15 protein-coding genes are annotated in these 15,203 nt (G+C 66.9%); 12 read left to right on the top strand and 3 right to left on the bottom strand.

The annotated features are described in order from the left end of the window. Positions 1–1,402, top strand: a 1,402-nt coding sequence (locus tag ACTZWT_RS23755; protein WP_444772149.1) for a calcium-binding protein, incomplete at its 5' end; no start/stop codon positions are given. Between the two features lie 111 nt (positions 1,403–1,513). Here the strand turns inward: ACTZWT_RS23755 and ACTZWT_RS23750 are convergent. Then, entirely contained in the window at positions 1,514–2,185 is a 672-nt protein-coding gene (locus ACTZWT_RS23750) for a transglutaminase-like cysteine peptidase (protein WP_444772148.1), read from the bottom strand. A 285-nt stretch (positions 2,186–2,470) separates the two neighbouring features. Here ACTZWT_RS23750 and ACTZWT_RS23745 point away from each other — a divergent pair, with 285 nt between their 5' ends. Beyond that, positions 2,471–3,508: a prepilin peptidase gene (locus ACTZWT_RS23745; protein ID WP_444772147.1), complete on the top strand. Its 1,038-nt coding sequence runs from the start codon at positions 2,471–2,473 to the stop codon at positions 3,506–3,508. Between the two features lie 19 nt (positions 3,509–3,527). Here ACTZWT_RS23745 and ACTZWT_RS23740 read toward each other — a convergent pair whose 3' ends face one another. Further along, on the bottom strand, positions 3,528–4,025 hold the full coding sequence (locus tag ACTZWT_RS23740) for a tetratricopeptide repeat protein (protein WP_444772146.1): 498 nt from the start codon (positions 4,023–4,025) through the stop codon (positions 3,528–3,530). A gap of 52 nt (positions 4,026–4,077) precedes the next feature. Next, positions 4,078–6,408: a type II secretion system secretin GspD gene (gene gspD, locus ACTZWT_RS23735; RefSeq protein WP_444772145.1), complete on the bottom strand. Its 2,331-nt coding sequence runs from the start codon at positions 6,406–6,408 to the stop codon at positions 4,078–4,080. A gap of 376 nt (positions 6,409–6,784) precedes the next feature. Here gspD and ACTZWT_RS23730 point away from each other — a divergent pair, with 376 nt between their 5' ends. The 10 genes from ACTZWT_RS23730 to ACTZWT_RS23685 are packed head-to-tail and all read left to right on the top strand — an operon-like array spanning position 6,785 to position 15,083. Beyond that, entirely contained in the window at positions 6,785–8,482 is a 1,698-nt protein-coding gene (locus ACTZWT_RS23730) for a GspE/PulE family protein (protein WP_444772144.1), read from the top strand. A 4-nt stretch (positions 8,483–8,486) separates the two neighbouring features. Then, positions 8,487–9,698, top strand: coding sequence for a type II secretion system F family protein (locus tag ACTZWT_RS23725; protein ID WP_444772143.1), 1,212 nt, complete (start codon positions 8,487–8,489; stop codon positions 9,696–9,698). 19 nt (positions 9,699–9,717) lie between these two features. Beyond that, positions 9,718–10,188 carry a type II secretion system major pseudopilin GspG gene (gene gspG, locus ACTZWT_RS23720; RefSeq protein WP_444772142.1) on the top strand — a complete coding sequence of 157 codons (471 nt, stop codon included), beginning with the start codon at positions 9,718–9,720 and terminating at the stop codon, positions 10,186–10,188. Continuing rightward, positions 10,166–10,642 (top strand): pilus assembly FimT family protein, encoded by a 477-nt coding sequence (locus tag ACTZWT_RS23715; protein ID WP_444772153.1) that lies wholly within the window; start codon positions 10,166–10,168, stop codon positions 10,640–10,642. The genes gspG and ACTZWT_RS23715 overlap by 23 nt, the downstream gene beginning before the upstream one ends. Positions 10,643–10,667: 25 nt before the next feature. After that, entirely contained in the window at positions 10,668–11,018 is a 351-nt protein-coding gene (locus ACTZWT_RS23710) for a hypothetical protein (protein ID WP_444772141.1), read from the top strand. Further along, on the top strand, positions 11,018–11,722 hold the full coding sequence (locus tag ACTZWT_RS23705; RefSeq protein ID WP_444772140.1) for a PulJ/GspJ family protein: 705 nt from the start codon (positions 11,018–11,020) through the stop codon (positions 11,720–11,722). Before ACTZWT_RS23710 ends, ACTZWT_RS23705 begins: the two co-directional genes overlap by 1 nt. 1 nt (position 11,723) lies before the next feature. After that, positions 11,724–12,659: a general secretion pathway protein GspK gene (locus tag ACTZWT_RS23700; RefSeq protein ID WP_444772139.1), complete on the top strand. Its 936-nt coding sequence runs from the start codon at positions 11,724–11,726 to the stop codon at positions 12,657–12,659. Further along, a complete protein-coding gene (locus ACTZWT_RS23695; protein ID WP_444772138.1) occupies positions 12,656–13,735 on the top strand; it encodes a PilN domain-containing protein in 1,080 nt (359 codons plus the stop codon). Before ACTZWT_RS23700 ends, ACTZWT_RS23695 begins: the two co-directional genes overlap by 4 nt. Continuing rightward, complete coding sequence (gene gspM, locus ACTZWT_RS23690; protein WP_444772137.1) at positions 13,732–14,289, top strand: type II secretion system protein GspM; 558 nt, start codon at positions 13,732–13,734, stop codon at positions 14,287–14,289. The genes ACTZWT_RS23695 and gspM overlap by 4 nt, the downstream gene beginning before the upstream one ends. After that, positions 14,286–15,083: a hypothetical protein gene (locus tag ACTZWT_RS23685; RefSeq protein WP_444772136.1), complete on the top strand. Its 798-nt coding sequence runs from the start codon at positions 14,286–14,288 to the stop codon at positions 15,081–15,083. Before gspM ends, ACTZWT_RS23685 begins: the two co-directional genes overlap by 4 nt. Positions 15,084–15,203: the final 120 nt, after the last annotated feature.

Raw genomic sequence — 15,203 nt, 5'->3', positions numbered from 1 at the left:
TGCCAATAACGGCAACGACACGATCGACGGCGGCGCCGGCGATGACGAGATCTACGGCCAGGCCGGCGACGACGTCATCGACGGTGGCGATGGAACAGACACCGTGCACTTCACGGGAACGTTCTCCGACTACGGTTTCACGCTGAACGCCGATCGGTCGATCCTCGTCGCCGATCTACGCAGCGGGACGCCGGACGGCGGCGATACGCTGAGCAATGTCGAGCAGATCGGCTTCGGCGACGAGCGCTGGACGGTGCTGGTCGGTACCGACAACGACGACACCATCACCGGCACCGACGGCAGGGATCTGGTGTTCGGCGGCGGCGGCAACGACCGGTTCATCGCCACCGACGGCCTCGACTGGTACGATGGCGGCGACGGAATCGACACCATCGACTACAGCCAGGTCGACTTCCGACTGGCGATCGACCTCAATATCGGACGGGCCTACTATCCGGGCTATCTCGAGGGTTCCGATCAGTTCCGGAATATCGAGAATGCGATCGGCACCGGCTTCGACGACTTCATGTACGGAAGTGCCGGGGCCAATACGTTGGACGGTGGGGCCGGCAACGATGTGCTGATCGGCAACGACGGCGACGACGTGCTGATCGGCGGCGATGGTGACGACGTCCTGCGCGGTGGCGCCGGCAACGACACCATCATCGGCGGTGCGGGCTACGACGTGCTCGACCTGTCGGACGCCACCGGCGCCGTGACGGTCAATCTGGCGGCCGGGACTGCAACCGGCGCCGGAATCGGAACCGACACCTTCACCGGCATCGAGAGCTTCCTGTTCGGCGCCGGCAACGACGTGATCACCGGCGGCAACGGCGACGACAGCTTCGACGGCGGTGCCGGCAACGACACCATCGCCGGCGGCAACGGCAACGATACGCTGGGCGGTGGCGACGGCAACGACGCGATCGACGGCGGCTCGGGCAACGACGCGATCGACGGCGGTCTCGGCAACGATACGCTGAAGGGCGGATCGGGCAACGACGTCATCGCCGGCGGCGAAGGCGACGACACTGTCGACGCCGGCTCCGGCGACGACATTGTGAACGGCGGCGCCGGCAACGACACGCTGAAGGGCGGCTCGGGTGCCGACATCATCACCGGCGGTGCAGGCAACGACATCCTGACTGGCGGCTCCGGAGCCGACGTGTTCGTGTTCGCCGCCGGGTTCGGCAAGGACATCGTCACCGACTTCGCCACGATGGGGTCGTCGGCCGATCTGCTGCAGTTCTCGAGCGACATCTTCGCCGACTTCGCCGACGTGATGTCGCACGCCACCCAGGTCGGCAACGACGTCGTGGTGACGCTCGACGCCGACCACAGCGTCACCCTGGCGAACCTCCAGATGACCTCACTCGCCGCCGACGACTTCCGCTTCGTCTGAGCGGCCATCGTCCACACCAGAACGGCGGGAGCGCGAACGTCGCGCTCCCGCATTTTTTTGATCGTCCTGATTGCGCTTCGGGCCGGTTCGGCGCCCCGCTTTTCCGAGCGATTATCGCACGCGCGGCGCCAGCACCGGGCCGGGCAGCTCCTTCGCATCCGCAAAGGCCACCCAGAGATTGGGATCGGTGGCGCTCTGTCGCGACAGGAACCGGTACTGGGTCTCGTACCAGAACAGGATCTCCGGCGACTGATTGTCGAGGATGAATTCGCCGCGGTCGGTCCGCACCGTCAGCACCGCATGCCGGCCGTTGCCGGCCTTGGGGTCTTCGACGGTGGTGATCAGCAGCGCGCCGGTCGGCCATCCTGCCTGCGCCAGCATGCGCCGCTTCAGCAGCACGATGTCTTCGCAATCGCCGCGGTCGAGTGGCATCGCCCAGCGCTCGATCTTGCCGTAACGCTCGAGATCGCTGGTCCATTTCACCCGGTCGTTGGCGAAGGCGTTGATGGTGAACAATTGCTGCAGCAGATCGGGCGTCAGCTCGACGTTCTGCTGCGGATCCGGCGTCGTCCGGCATTCGTCCGGGTTCTCCGAACAGAACTGCAGCCAGCCGCTCGGCGCCGTCGTCACGCTGCCGATCGAAGCGAAGATCACCGGCCGCGCCAGAAAGGCTTTCGCCGGCACCGTCGCCACCACCACCGCCATCAACGGCAGGACCAGCATCCGCCACAGCCGAGAGATCGATATCGTCTGCCGATGTTGCTTGTTGTTGTTTGTCGACATTGCACTTCCCCGCTTCAAACACGAGGAAATGTGGCAGGCAGATTTCGAGATCGCGCTAAAGCATTACTTCAAATTGTACCTATCGCGCCCTAAAGTGATGGTGATATCATAACGGTTGGCGGAGGCGATCGGGCCGGCGGGAATGCGAAGTAGGGCGGAGTATCATCCGACTGGACATCCCTGCCGTTCGGATCATGTGAGCGTCATGATGTCGGGCGAAGATGGCGCTGTTGCCCGTTGCGCCGTGCTCACCACGGCCCGCGACCGGGCCGGCGGACCGAGCATTTGAACCGACACTTTCCCTCTCCGCAGCCGCCCGAAGCCGATGACCTGCCGGGGCCCGTGCCGTCAGATGGCGCCGCGACCGCGCGTCGGCTTTCGGCCGCGCTGGCCCGGCTCGCGCCGCTCGCCACCGATTTGGCGATCCTCGCGATCGTCGCGCTGTCGCTGGTGCCCGGAGAGATGCGCCCTTCGATCGGCCTGGCGAAGGCGGCCGAGCACGGCCTGGCCTATCTGGCGGTCGCGGCGGTTCTGACTGTTTTCAACCGCGCGGGGGCGGCTCATGTGTTCGCGCTCGTTGTCTTTGCCGGCGCACTGGAGATCGCGCAATCCTGGGTGCCGGGCCGCGATCCCGACCCGATCGATTTCCTCGGCAGCGCGGCGGGCGCGGTGATCGGTCATGCGATCGGCAGGTTCGCGCTGACGCGCTGGCGGCGGCCTGCCGCTCCCAGCACTGCCGTGATCCCGGCGCGTCCGGGCCGGCTGTCCTCGACCCTGCTCGATCCGGTGGTCGCCCTCGGGGCGCTCGGCGTCGCGGCCAGCCTGGCCTGTGAGCCCGGTGCCGCCGGATGGCTCGGCGCGAGCCTCGCGATCGCGATGCTCGGCATTGCGGTGGTCGACGCGCGCAGCTTCATCATTCCGAACTGGCTCAGCGCCACGGCGCTGGCGCTGGGCTTCTTGCATGCGTGGGTGTCGGCGCCGGGCCGTCCGGAGATCGCACTGCTGGAGGCGGTGCTGAGGGCAGGCCTGCTGGCTATGACCTTCTGGGCATTGCGCGTGGGCTACTATCGGCTGCGCGGGCGGCAGGGCATCGGGCTCGGAGACGTCAAGCTCGCGGCGGTGGCGGGCTGTTGGCTCGGCTGGACGATGATACCGATCGCGATCGAGATCGCGGCGCTGTCCGCGCTGGCGATCCACGCATTGCGCCACTACGGGATACGCCACCGTCTGCGGGCGGACAGCCGGCTGCCGTTCGGGCTCTATCTGGCGCCGTCGATCTGGATCGGTTGGCTGCTGCAGGCGACCCTGCTGCGGGGCTGGTGAGCGAATGCGCCGCGCAGGCTCAGCGGCGCGGCGTCGCCGCCCAGTCCAGCGCACGCCATTGACCCTCGGCGATCTGCCGGCGGCTCATCTTCGAGGCCACCGCGTCGCGCAGCCGCTGATAGTTCTCGCGCAGCCGCTTCGGCGCGCCGGCGGCGGCGAGGTTGAGCCAGGTGTAGGCCGCGACCTCGTCGAGCGGAACGCCGTGCCCCTTGTCGTACATCAGGCCGAGCAGATATTGCGCCGTGGTGTCGCCCTGCTCGGCGGAGCGCCGATACCAGTAAGCTGCGGCGTCATAGGCCTGCGGCACGCCCTGGCCGGTCGCATACATGAAGCCGAGCATGGCCTGCGCCCGGCGATCGCCGCGTTCCGCCAGCGGCGGCAGAAGCCGCGCGGCTTTGACGAAGTCGCCGCGCCCGAACGCGGCGCCCGCCTGGGTCGACGAACCCGCCTGCGCGGAAGCGGTCGCGGCCAGGATCAGCAGCGCGGATGCGAGCAGGGTCGATATCGGCCTTGGCATTCGTTTCCCTCGCTGTGCCTGTCTGCGGTTCGATTGCGGTCGGGCGGTCGTGTCAACGATAGTTCGGTGGAGCCGACTGCCGCGAGCCGACGGATCCGATCGTGCCGCGAAGCTTGGTGCGCAGTTCCTCGGCGACGAAATGGGCATCGGCGCCGTCGCGGATGATCTGCGGCCGGATGAAGATGATCAGCTCGGTGCGTTTGACGCTGACGTCGGTCTGCGAGAACACGTCGCCGAGGCCCGGAATCTGGTCGAGCCCCGGCAGGCCGTTGCGGCTGCGGTTCTGCGTATCGCTGATCAGGCCGGCCAGCAGTACGGTCTGTCCGCTCGCCACCGCGACCGAACTCTGCACCTTGCGGGTCGACACCGTCGGCGTCAGCGAATTCGTCGACGTCGAGGACGACGATGACGTCGTCGAGCTTGCGACCGGATTGCTGATCTCCTGCTCGATGTCGAGCCGGACGTTGCCGTTGGCATTGATGCGCGGCATCACCTTCAGCATGATGCCGGTGCTGCGATAGTCGGTGGTGTTGGCGATCGTGTTGCTGCCGCTGAGCACGGTGGCGCTTCCGGTCTGGATCGGGATTTCGTCGCCGACCTGCAGGGTCGCTGCCTGGTTGTCGATCACGACCAGCGACGGGTTGGACAGTACCTTGACGTCGGTGATCGCATGCAAGGCGCTCAGCATCGCGGTCGGGGTGGTCGACGAGCCTGCGAGGAAGTTGAATCCCGGGATCGCGCGGTTGAGGACCACATCGCCGGCCGCGTTGATGAGCGAACTCGCGGTCGAGTTGGAGACCGATCCGATGTTCTGCTTCAGGCCGAGATTCTTGCTCGTCAGATAGGCCTGTACGCCGTACTGCAACTGATCGGTAAGCGTGACCTCCGCGATCGTGGCGTCGATCGCGACCTGGAGTTGCGGCTGATCGATCTGCCGGATGGTTCGCTCGATGATGCTGTACTGCTCCTGGCTCGCATAGATCAGAAGCGAGTTGTTGACGCTGTCGGGCGTGATCCGGACTCCTTCCATGATGCCCTGCGCACCGGCGCGTGCGCCGCCGCTGGCACCGCCGCCGCCGCGGTCGAACAGGCCGCCGCTGCGGTCGAGCAGGCTGGCCGGCTGCGACGTCGCTCCTGTACCGGACGCGCCGATCGCTGATCGCGCGCCGGAGCCGGCGGCGCTTGCGCCCGATGCATTGGCCGAGTTCGGCTGCGTTGCCGACAGGCGGCTGAGTGCCGAGCCCCTGCTCGAACTCGACGCGAAGCCGGAGCCCGGTGCGATCTGGCCGGCGGCGCTGTCGATCGTCGAGGAGCCGCCGCTGCTACCACCGCCGCCGCCGAACAGTTCGTTGAGCACGCGCGCGATCTGCCGGGCGTCGCCGTATTTGATACGATAGACATGGATTCCCGAACGTCCGGTGTCCGCCGTGTCGAGGCGCTGAATCCAGGTTTCGACCAGCTTCAGAAGTCCCGGCTTGCGGGTGACCGCCAGCACCGCGTTCATGCGGTTGATGGTCTGGAATTTGACGGCGTCCTGGGCAATGCCGCCGTCGCCCGAGTCGATGATCTTCTCGAGCTCTGCGATGATCGGCTCGGGATTGCTGTTCTGCACCGGGAAGATGCCGACCGACTGCCCGCGCATCCAGTCGGCGTCGAAACTGATCACCAGGTCGACGGCGTTGCGACGCTCGCTGCCGGTACCCTGAATCAGGATCAGATTGCGGGCGGAATCGGCGCGGACCATTCCCGGCTTGGTGCCGAAACTGTCGACCAGCTTCAGCACCGTCTGCGCCGAGACGTATTGCAGCGGCACCACCGAGATGCCGTAGCCGGCCTGGGTGCGGTCGGCGTATTCCACCGGACCGGCGCCGGCGGCATCGGCCTGCGGCATCAGCCGGTAGGCCAGGTCGTCCCGCACCAGGGCGATGCCGCCGATCCGCAGCGCATTCTCGAGCGCGAACAGGATGTCCGCCTTCGGCACGGGCCGGCCGGACGACAGGCTGATATTGCCCTGGACCCGCGCGTCGATGACGTAGCCGACGCCGAGAATGTCACCGAGCACGACCTTGGCGACCGAGGCGACCGGCGTGTTCTCGAAATTGAGTTCGTAGACCTCGCCGCCCGCCGCCCGCCCGCCCGCGGATGACGTGGCCGATGACCCCTTGGCGCCGCCCGGGGATTCGGCCTGATAGATCACCGCCTGGCTCTTGCGACCGGTCGAGACCTCGGCCTGCCGCACCTGGGTCGGATAGCGCGGCAGAAGGTCGATCGACCGCACCTTCTCGAAAACGTCGGGCTCCTGGTTGCTGGCGTCGAGGCGCTCGGTCGTATTGCATGCCGTCAGCAGCGCGCCGACCAGCGCGAGCTGCAGCAACAGAACCATCCTGCCGAACATCGGGCCCACACTGTGCCTCACTCAAACCATGCCCGCGCCGCTTGTTCGCCGCGGCGGTGGGACCCTGTGAGAACTCATAGTTCGGCTGTGTGACAGCAATGTGTGGTGTCATGAGATTGAATGTTGCGAATAACATCATGTCCGATTTGACGAGGCCGCGCCGCGCCGGCTGCCGGCTGTGGGAGACCTCGATGGATCGCGCCCAGCCGGCGGCCCGCGCATGATCATGCGCCCGTGGCCGTGTGGGTGCCGGTCTCGACGGTGTCGTGGAACGGATGTTATGCGTCACATTTCATATAGCAAAGAGAGCGTAAAGAGCGGGATCGCCGTCACCGCGGTTGGAAGGACGGCTCTGGTATCCGCGATGCGTAGTCCGTCCGCCCACGAGTTTGCTGCCCATCTCCGCCTCGCGTCCGGGCTGCCGGCCGGGGCCGACGCGGCGGCGGCCGATATCGGCGGACCGGCGGCGGGCGTCGATCACGGGCTTCGCAAGCTGTGGGAGACCACCGAATTGTCGGCGAGCGAATTCGCCGACGAAGTCGCGAAGTTCTACGGCCTGCCGCGCACGGCCTTGCCCGATCTGCTGGCGGCGGCGCCCCTGGCGCATCGTTTTTCACGTCGTTTCCTGCGCGAGATGTCGGTGTTTCCGTTCGAACTGCCGGGCGGCGGCGCCGCAGTCGCGCTGGCCGATCCGAGTGACAGCGCGACGATGCAGGCCGCCGTGCTGGTCCTCGGCGACGAGGTCGCGAGTTCGGTGGCGTCGTTCGAGGATATCGGTACGGCGCTCGATCTGCGGCTCGGCGAGGATCCCGGCGCCGGCGCCGGCGACGAGCGGGTCGCGTCGGTCGCGGCGCACGAGGACGACATCGACAATCTGCGCGATCTGGCCAGCGGCGCGCCGGTCGTCCGGGCGGTCAACGACCTGTTCGAGGCCGCCGTCGAGTTGCGCGCCAGCGACATTCATATCGAGCCGGCCCGCAATTCGCTGGTGGTGCGGATGCGCATCGACGGATTGCTGCGCCCTGCGCCGAGCCTTCCCGGTGCGCCGCCGCAGGCGGTGATTTCGCGTATCAAGATTCTGGCCGGCCTGAACATCGCCGAGCGCAGGCTGCCGCAGGACGGCGCCGCCCGGATCCGGTCGGGGCGGTCCGAAATCGACATGCGTGTCGCGATCATGCCGACGCAGCACGGCGAGTCGGCGGTGATCCGTCTGCTGCCCAAGGATCGCGGCCTGCTCTCGATCGAGAAGCTCGGCTTCCTGCCCGCCGACGAGAGCAAGCTGCGGCGGCTGCTGACGCTGCCGCACGGCATGATCATCGTGACCGGGCCGACCGGGAGCGGCAAGACCACCACGCTGGCGACCGTGCTGTCGCTTCTCAACGAGCCGACCCGCAAGATCCTGACCATCGAGGATCCGGTCGAATACGAGATCGCGGGAATTTGCCAGTCGCAAGCCAAGCCTTCGATCGGCCTGACCTTCGCGACGGCGCTGCGCGCCTTCGTCCGCCAGGACCCCGACGTGATCATGGTCGGCGAAATCCGCGACGCCGAGACCGCGCATATCGCGGTCCATGCGGCGCTCACCGGCCATCTCGTCCTGACGACGCTGCACACCGAAACCGCGGCGGCTGCGGTGCCGCGCCTGCTCGATCTCGGCGTCGAGGCGTTCCTGCTGCGCTCGACGCTGCGCGGTGTGATCGGCCAGCGGCTGGTGCGTCAGCTCTGCGATCGCTGCAAATCTTCACGCCCGCTGATGCAAGCCGATCTCGACGCCGACCCGCGCTACCAGGCGGTCGGTCTGGTGTCGGGCGAAGCCATCTTCGAGCCGGAGGGGTGCGAGCGCTGCGGCGGCACCGGCTATCGCGGACGCGGCGGCGTGTTCGAAATCCTGGAGATCAACGAGGAGGTGCGCCGGCTGATCGATTCCGAGGCCGACTGGGCGTCGATCGACAAGGTCGCGATCCGTAACGGCATGACGACGATGATCGAGGACGGGCTCGCCAAGTGCAGGGCCGGAACCACGTCGGCGGCCGAAATCCTGCGCGTCACTACGGTCCGGTAACGCCATGACCAATTTCCGCTATCGCGCGCTGACCGCCAAGGGAGAGCTCGTTTCCGGCTCTATCGCGGCCGCGACCACGGCCGAAGTGCTGCAGCGGATCGAGTATCTCGGGCTGGTCGCGATCGATACCAGTCCCGATCTGACCAAGGGCGGCGGCTCGTTTTCGCTGGCCGCGCTGTCCGCCCCGCGTCCGGAAGACGTCACCGTTTTCACGCGCGATCTCGCCTTGCTGATGAAGGCGGGTGCGCGCCTCAACGATGCCCTCGAACTACTCGCCAGTGATATGGATATCGGCCGGCTCAGGCCCGTGGTGCTCAAGATCAGAACGGCGATCCTGTCCGGCGAGAGCTTCGCCGAGGCGCTCGATCGTCACGCGCCGCTGTTTCCCCCGATGTACGTCGCCCTGATCAAGGTCGGCGAGATGTCGGGCACGCTCGACCATATTCTGGAAACGCTCGGCACCGAGCGCAGCCGGGCGGAAGCGATGCGCCGGAAGGTGACCGACGCGCTGCAATATCCGGTATTCGTGCTGCTGGCGGCGGTCGGCGTGCTCGGCTTTTTCGTCACCTTCGTGCTGCCGCAGTTCTCCGCGGTGCTGCGCGACTTCAATGCGAAGACCGACCCGATCATCGAAACCTTCATGGCGTTGTCGGATCTGCTGCGCGATCACGGCGTGGAGGTCGGCATCGGCGTGGTCGCAACGGTGCTTTGCGGCTGGCTGCTGTGGCGCAGGCCGGGCGCGCGGGCCGCCGTGCTGACGCAACTGGCGCGGCTTCCGCTGGTGTCGTCGGTGGTCGAATTCCATCGCACCGCATTGTTCTGCCGCAACCTCGGCATCCTGTTGGGCAGCGGCGTCAATTTGACCGCGACGCTGCGCATCCTGGTCGACATCATGGCGGTGACCGGAAATCTTCCGGCCTGGAGTGCGATGGCCGATCGGGTCAGGCATGGCGGCAAGTTGTCCGATGCGCTGGCGAAGGCCGCGGTGTTGCCGGGCGTCGCCGTGCGGATGCTCCGGCTCGGCGAGGAAACCGGACAGCTTCCCGTGCTCGCGGCGCGCGTCGCCGACTTCTACGAGGTCAAACTGCAGCGCCAGCTCGATCGCATCGTCGGGGTGATCGGCCCCGCCGCGATCGTCACGATCAGCATCGTGGTCGGCGGACTGATCGTATCAGTCATGACCGCGCTGCTGTCGGTGACGCAGGTCGTGGGCTGACAGAAACAGGAGAGTAGATGTGAAGCCAATCATCAGTCAGCAACAGGTCCGACGGACCGCCAGGCGGCGCTCGCGCGAGGGAGAAGCCGGCTTCACCCTCGTGGAGATGCTGGTCGTCATCACCATCATCGGCATGATCATGGCGCTGGTCGGCCCGCGGGTGCTGAACTATCTGACCGAGTCCCGCGCCAAGGCGGCGAAGATCCAGATCCAGAGCCTCTCCAGCGCGCTCGATCTGTTCTACCTCGACGCCGGCCGCTATCCGACCAGCGCCGAGGGTCTGAACGCGCTGGTGCAACGGGTCAGCGGCGTCGTCGCGTGGAACGGTCCATACATCAAGGGGACCACGGTCCCCAACGACCCGTGGGGCAACGCCTATGTGTACCGACAGCCCGCAGAGCACGGCGCGTACGAGATCCGTTCGTTCGGTTCGGACGGGCAGGAGGGCGGCACCGGGACGGCTGCTGATCTCGCCTCGGCGCAGGACTGAGGACGGCGGCGGGGAGGCGGGCTTCACCTTGCTCGAAGTCGTCTGCGTCCTCGCCATCGTCGCGCTGCTCGTCGCCATCGCGTTGCCGCGCGTGCCGGTGTCGACGTCGCAGCCCCGGCTGCAGTCCTACGCCGTCGAGATCGCCACCTTGCTCAAGGTCGATCGGCACGCTGCGATGCTGAGCCGAGGGGTGGTCAGCGCCGAGGTGGATGCACCGGCGCGGACCGTCGTCTCCGGTTCGAGCAGGCGCGTCGTCCGTGTTCCGGACGACGTTGATCTCGAGGCGCTGCTGCCGCGGCAATGCAACGGCCGGCCGGCGCTGTCGGCGATCAGTTTCTTCGCCACGGGCATGTCGTGCGGCGGGGCGATCCGGCTGATGCGCCCAAGCGGAGGATACGAGATTCGGGTCAACTGGCTGACCGGAGGGATCGACATTGTCGCGCAGGCCCTCTGAACGAAACGGCGAGCGTGGCTTCACCATGATCGAGGCGGTCGTGGCGCTCGCTCTGGTGATGGTTGTTCTCGGTGCGATCGGGTCGGTCGTCGCCACCAATCTGCGGGGCGTGTCCAAGCTCGAGCAGCGCGTCAATCTGGTCGATGCGGCGCGCCTGGTCGTCAACGGCATTCCGCGGAGCCGGAACATCGACGACGGCCTTGGCGGCGAGATTGCGGGCCATCGATGGCAAGTCGCGACCTCTCCCTTCGTCGGCGGCGTCTTTGTCCCGGAGTCGCGTTTCATCCCCGAACGCATCGAGGTGCGGGTGCGTTCGCCCACAGGTGCGATGCTGTCGCTCGAGACGGTGCGCCTGCGAAACAGGGGTGCGAACTGATGGGCCGGCCGTTCCATCGCGGGCAACCGGGCGAGGCCGGTTTCACGCTGTTCGAGGCGCTGGTCGCGGTCGCGCTGATGGGCCTGATCCTGGGTGCGCTCGGGGTCGTGACGGCGCAATGGCTGCCCGACTGGAATCGCGGCCTGCTGCGCGTCCAGCGCAACGAACAGCTCGCGATCGCGCTGGACCGGCTGTCGGCCGATCTTGCGGCCGCCGAATACATCTCGGCCAATGGCAACGACCGCACGCCGCTGTTCGAGGGCGACGAAGCGGCCGTGGTGTTCGTGCGCCCCGCGCTCGGCCCCAACACCGCCCCCGGTCTGGAATTCGTCCGCGTCGCGGAGAGGAGCGATCCGAACGGCATCATGCTGGTGCGGATGCGTGCGCCGTTCACTCTTCTGCCGACTGGAAACCTATCGCTCGACCGGATTCCGTTCGGCGATCCGGTGGTTCTGCTGCGCGCTCCGTACCGACTGGCGTTTGCCTATCAGGCCGAGACCGGCGGATGGAAGGCGAAGTGGCAAAATCAGGGACGCCTGCCGAGCGGTGTGCGCTTCATCATCAGGGACGATCGCAACGATCAGGGAATGGTGCTCGCTTCGGCAACCCGGCTTCGCGCCGAGATGATGGCGCCGCTGTCGGAACCGCCCGAACGCAGTCAGCTGACTTCAGGCCAATCCGGCAACCCTGCGGGAGCAAGATAGCATGCCCACCGCAGCAAGATCGACCAAGGCTCCGCGCACTGCGCATGACGGGTTCATCGTCGTCGCAGCGCTGTGGCTGCTCGCGGCGCTTGCGGCTCTCGCCGTCACGGCCTCGCAGTACATCGCGCAGTCGGCGACGGCATTGAGCCTGAGCGACGACGCGCTGCAGTCGGAGTTGCTGGCGATGGCCGGATTGGAAATGGCGGCCTATCGGCTCTCGGCCCCCGCGGGACCACGGCGTCCGACTCACGGCAGCTTCCGCTTCAGTCTGGCCAGATCCGAAGTCGAGGTCGAATTTCTGTCGGAAGCGTCTCGTATCAACCTCAACATGGCGCCGAAGGCGATGATCGCCGGCCTGTTCGCGGCATTGGGAACGCCGGCGAGCCTGGCCGAGCGATACGCGGATCGTGTGGTCGGCTGGCGCAGCCCGCGGAAATCGGCCGGTCCCGACGAGGAAGACGCGCTCTATAGCGCCGTCGGCTATCCGCCGCGGCGCAGCCCGTTCAACAGCAGCGACGAACTCTGGCTCGTGCTTGGACTTCCGCCGGCGCTCGTGGAGCGAGCGTTGCCTTTCGTCACCGTCTACAGCGAGATGGAAGACGTGAACGTTCTCGACGCACCGCCCGAAGTGATCGCCGCTCTGCCCGGGGTGACGCCGCTGCTGCTCGACGCGTTTCTCACCCGACGCGATTCGACGCCGGTGGATCCGCAGTTTCTGTTGGGAATGCTCGGCGAGAGGCGGGTGGGAGCGACCCTGAACAGCGGCAGCGCCTACCGGGTTCGAGTGCGCGTGACGACGGCGGGCCGTCAGCAGAAGATCTCCGAAGCCGCCGTGCTGGTGTCGGGGTTCGGCGATCAGAACGCCTATCGGGTGATGTCGTGGCGCGATATCGACCCGGGCACAGGGCATCCGGCGCATCCGGCGGTGGCGCGATGACGATACTCGAGAAGACTTCGGCCGCGTTCTTTGTCTGGATCGATGCCGTCGTCGACGGGCTGGCGTCGCTGTCGCGCGTCGTCAGGCCTGTCCGGCGCATCCGAGCCGTCGAGCAGGACGACGGCAGCTTCACGATGCAGATCGCGCAAGCCAAGGGCAAAATCGAAAGTCACGATGCGCCTCACACCTGTCGCATCCGGATCGCCGACGCCATGCCGAGCGAGCCGCTATCGGTCGAATGGGCCAAGGCGGTGCGCGGCAGCGAGATAGAGCTGATGATGCGTCCGTCGCGATTCCTGTTTCGTCCGCTCGAACTGCCGAGCCGTGCCGCCGAATTCCTCGACGGGATCATCCGGTCGCAGATCGATCGTCTGACGCCGTGGAGCGCGAACGACGTCGCGTTTCGCTGGACGCCTCCGCGCGCGATCGCCGGGGAGCGTATCGCCGTCACCATCGCGGCAGCTCCACGTGCAGCCTTCGCCGCCGTCGCGCAGACGTTCTCGGACCTGGGGGCCGCCGCCGTCGAGATCACGACCCTGACTCCGGAGGGACAGCGCGTCGCCGTGTACGACGCCAAAGCCGGTGGCCCCGACCGCGGCAGTCGCATACGAGCGGTGCTGATCGGCGTCTTCGCGATCTCGGCGGTCGCGACCATGGCGTCGTCGGTGGCCGGCAGCCTTCTGATCGATCAGTTCAGCTCGCAGGAACAGCAGATCCATCGTCGGATCGCCGAGCGGCGCGCCCTCATTCGCGGCGATTCCGGCCGATCCGGCGGTTCGGCGGTGGAACTCCTCGAACAGCGCAAGCAGAGCATGCCGGCGGCCGTGATGGTCGTCGAGGCTTTGGCTGCCGCTCTGCCCGACCACACCTATGCGACCGAGCTGCGCATCGATGGCGACAACATCCAGGTCGCCGGCATCACCCGCGACGCACCGTCGCTGATCCAGCTCCTCGAGCATTCGCCGAGTTTCACGAGAGCCGGGTTCTTCGCGCCGACGACGCGGGCGGCCAACGAAACCGGCGAACGGTTCCATGTCGAGGCCAGGATCAAGCCGTATTTCGGGACCGCCCAATGATCGCGATCACACGCACCCTGACCGGACTGGCGCGCTACCCGCAAATGGCGCTCGTGTTGTTTGTCGCTGTGCTGGGTCTGTGCGCAGCCACCACGGCAGGCAACATGCTCGAGATCCTGCAGCGGCGCAACGCAGTCATCGAAGCGTCGTCGATCCTCGAAAAACTGGAATCCCGGTCGCCGCCGCCCTCGCAGGCCGTCGCTGTCGACGTCAGTGTTCCGAGGGGCTCCTCGTTCCTGGAGGGGCCGAGCGCATCGGTTGCGGCCGCGTCGTTGCTGCAGCGTCTCACCGGCGCTGTCCGCCGGATGCGCGGTAACATCCTGTCGTCTCAGGTCGATCTGCAGGGGCCTCAGGCCAAGGCCGGGTTTCTGACGGTCTCGGCCAGTTTCGAGATCGAGCAGGCTTCGTTGCAGCCACTGCTCTACGACCTCGAGTCGGGAATGCCATTTCTGTTCGTCGAGCAACTGGTGGTGCAAGCTCCGCAGGGCGTCTCGGAGAACGGAAAACTGAAGGGGACGATCACGGTGTCGGGCAAATGGCAGGGCGGCAAATGATGGCCCGGCTCGGAATCGCGCAGTTCGCGACGGCGCTGTTTCTCGTGTTCGCCGGCGCGGCGACGGCTGCGGTGCCGCCGACGGTTGCCGATCCGCGGACCGAGATGCCGCCGCCAGGACTGACGCCGCCGCCGCCCCCAGCCCGCGCCGCAGCGCCCGCAGCATCGACGCCCGCACAGCGACCGAGTGGTAATCCGCTCTGGGGCATTCCGCTGCGCAAGCTGACGGCCTCGGTCGCCCGCCCGCTATTCGCCCCGACACGCCGGCCGCCGGCCGCGGCGGAAGTCAAGGCAACCGCGCCGCCGCCTCCCCCGCCGCCGCCAAAACCAGCAGAGAAGGACAAGCCGCAGCTCGTGCTGCTGGGAACGGTCGCTGCAGATTCGCTGACGGGAATCGGCCTGTTCATCGATCGGGGCGACAAGAGCGTCGTTCGGCTGAGGACCGGTGAAAACCACAACGGCTGGGTGCTTCGGAGTGTCGCTCCGCGGCAGGTGGTGCTCGAGAAAGGCGATGAGAATGCAGTCCTGACGTTACCGCCGCCGGACACGGCGCCGGCCGGTCCGGCGTTGCCGGTCGGCAGCGGCGCGCCGGTCGCCACGTTCAAGCCGAATCCTCCCGGTCCGGCGGCCCCGCCGCCCGTCCTGCCGCGGCCGGCATCTGCCCAGACCACTCCGCCGCCCGCAAACAACAGTGGCGCGCCGATCTCCGGATCCGGTAACCCGTTTACGGGCATGGTCCAGCAATGGATGAACCGAATGTCGGGCCAGCCGGCTCCCGGGCAGCCGAAGCCGTAGCCCCGGGAACTAACGTAATTAATGTTATATGATATCGTTGTCATCAATCTGACGTGATATTGTCAGTTAACAAGTCGTAAACTCGCCGGGCAAGGTCAGCGGCAGCAAACTTGCTTTGGG

Source organism: Rhodopseudomonas sp. NSM, assembly GCF_052445935.1.
Taxonomy (GTDB): Bacteria; Pseudomonadota; Alphaproteobacteria; order Rhizobiales; family Xanthobacteraceae; genus Rhodopseudomonas.
This window is presented reverse-complemented; position numbering and strand designations above follow the sequence as displayed.

Bases quoted from the DNA above. Each gene is read 5' to 3' on its own strand.
- ACTZWT_RS23750 (WP_444772148.1), bottom strand. From the start codon at position 2,185: ATGTCGACAAACAACAACAAGCAACATCGGCAGACGATATCGATCTCT.
- ACTZWT_RS23740 (WP_444772146.1), bottom strand. From the start codon at position 4,025: ATGCCAAGGCCGATATCGACCCTGCTCGCATCCGCGCTGCTGATCCTG.
- gspD (WP_444772145.1), bottom strand. From the start codon at position 6,408: ATGGTTCTGTTGCTGCAGCTCGCGCTGGTCGGCGCGCTGCTGACGGCA.
- ACTZWT_RS23730 (WP_444772144.1), top strand. From the start codon at position 6,785: ATGCGTAGTCCGTCCGCCCACGAGTTTGCTGCCCATCTCCGCCTCGCG.
- ACTZWT_RS23725 (WP_444772143.1), top strand. From the start codon at position 8,487: ATGACCAATTTCCGCTATCGCGCGCTGACCGCCAAGGGAGAGCTCGTT.
- ACTZWT_RS23710 (WP_444772141.1), top strand. From the start codon at position 10,668: ATGATCGAGGCGGTCGTGGCGCTCGCTCTGGTGATGGTTGTTCTCGGT.
- ACTZWT_RS23705 (WP_444772140.1), top strand. From the start codon at position 11,018: ATGGGCCGGCCGTTCCATCGCGGGCAACCGGGCGAGGCCGGTTTCACG.
- ACTZWT_RS23700 (WP_444772139.1), top strand. From the start codon at position 11,724: ATGCCCACCGCAGCAAGATCGACCAAGGCTCCGCGCACTGCGCATGAC.
- ACTZWT_RS23695 (WP_444772138.1), top strand. From the start codon at position 12,656: ATGACGATACTCGAGAAGACTTCGGCCGCGTTCTTTGTCTGGATCGAT.
- gspM (WP_444772137.1), top strand. From the start codon at position 13,732: ATGATCGCGATCACACGCACCCTGACCGGACTGGCGCGCTACCCGCAA.
- ACTZWT_RS23685 (WP_444772136.1), top strand. From the start codon at position 14,286: ATGATGGCCCGGCTCGGAATCGCGCAGTTCGCGACGGCGCTGTTTCTC.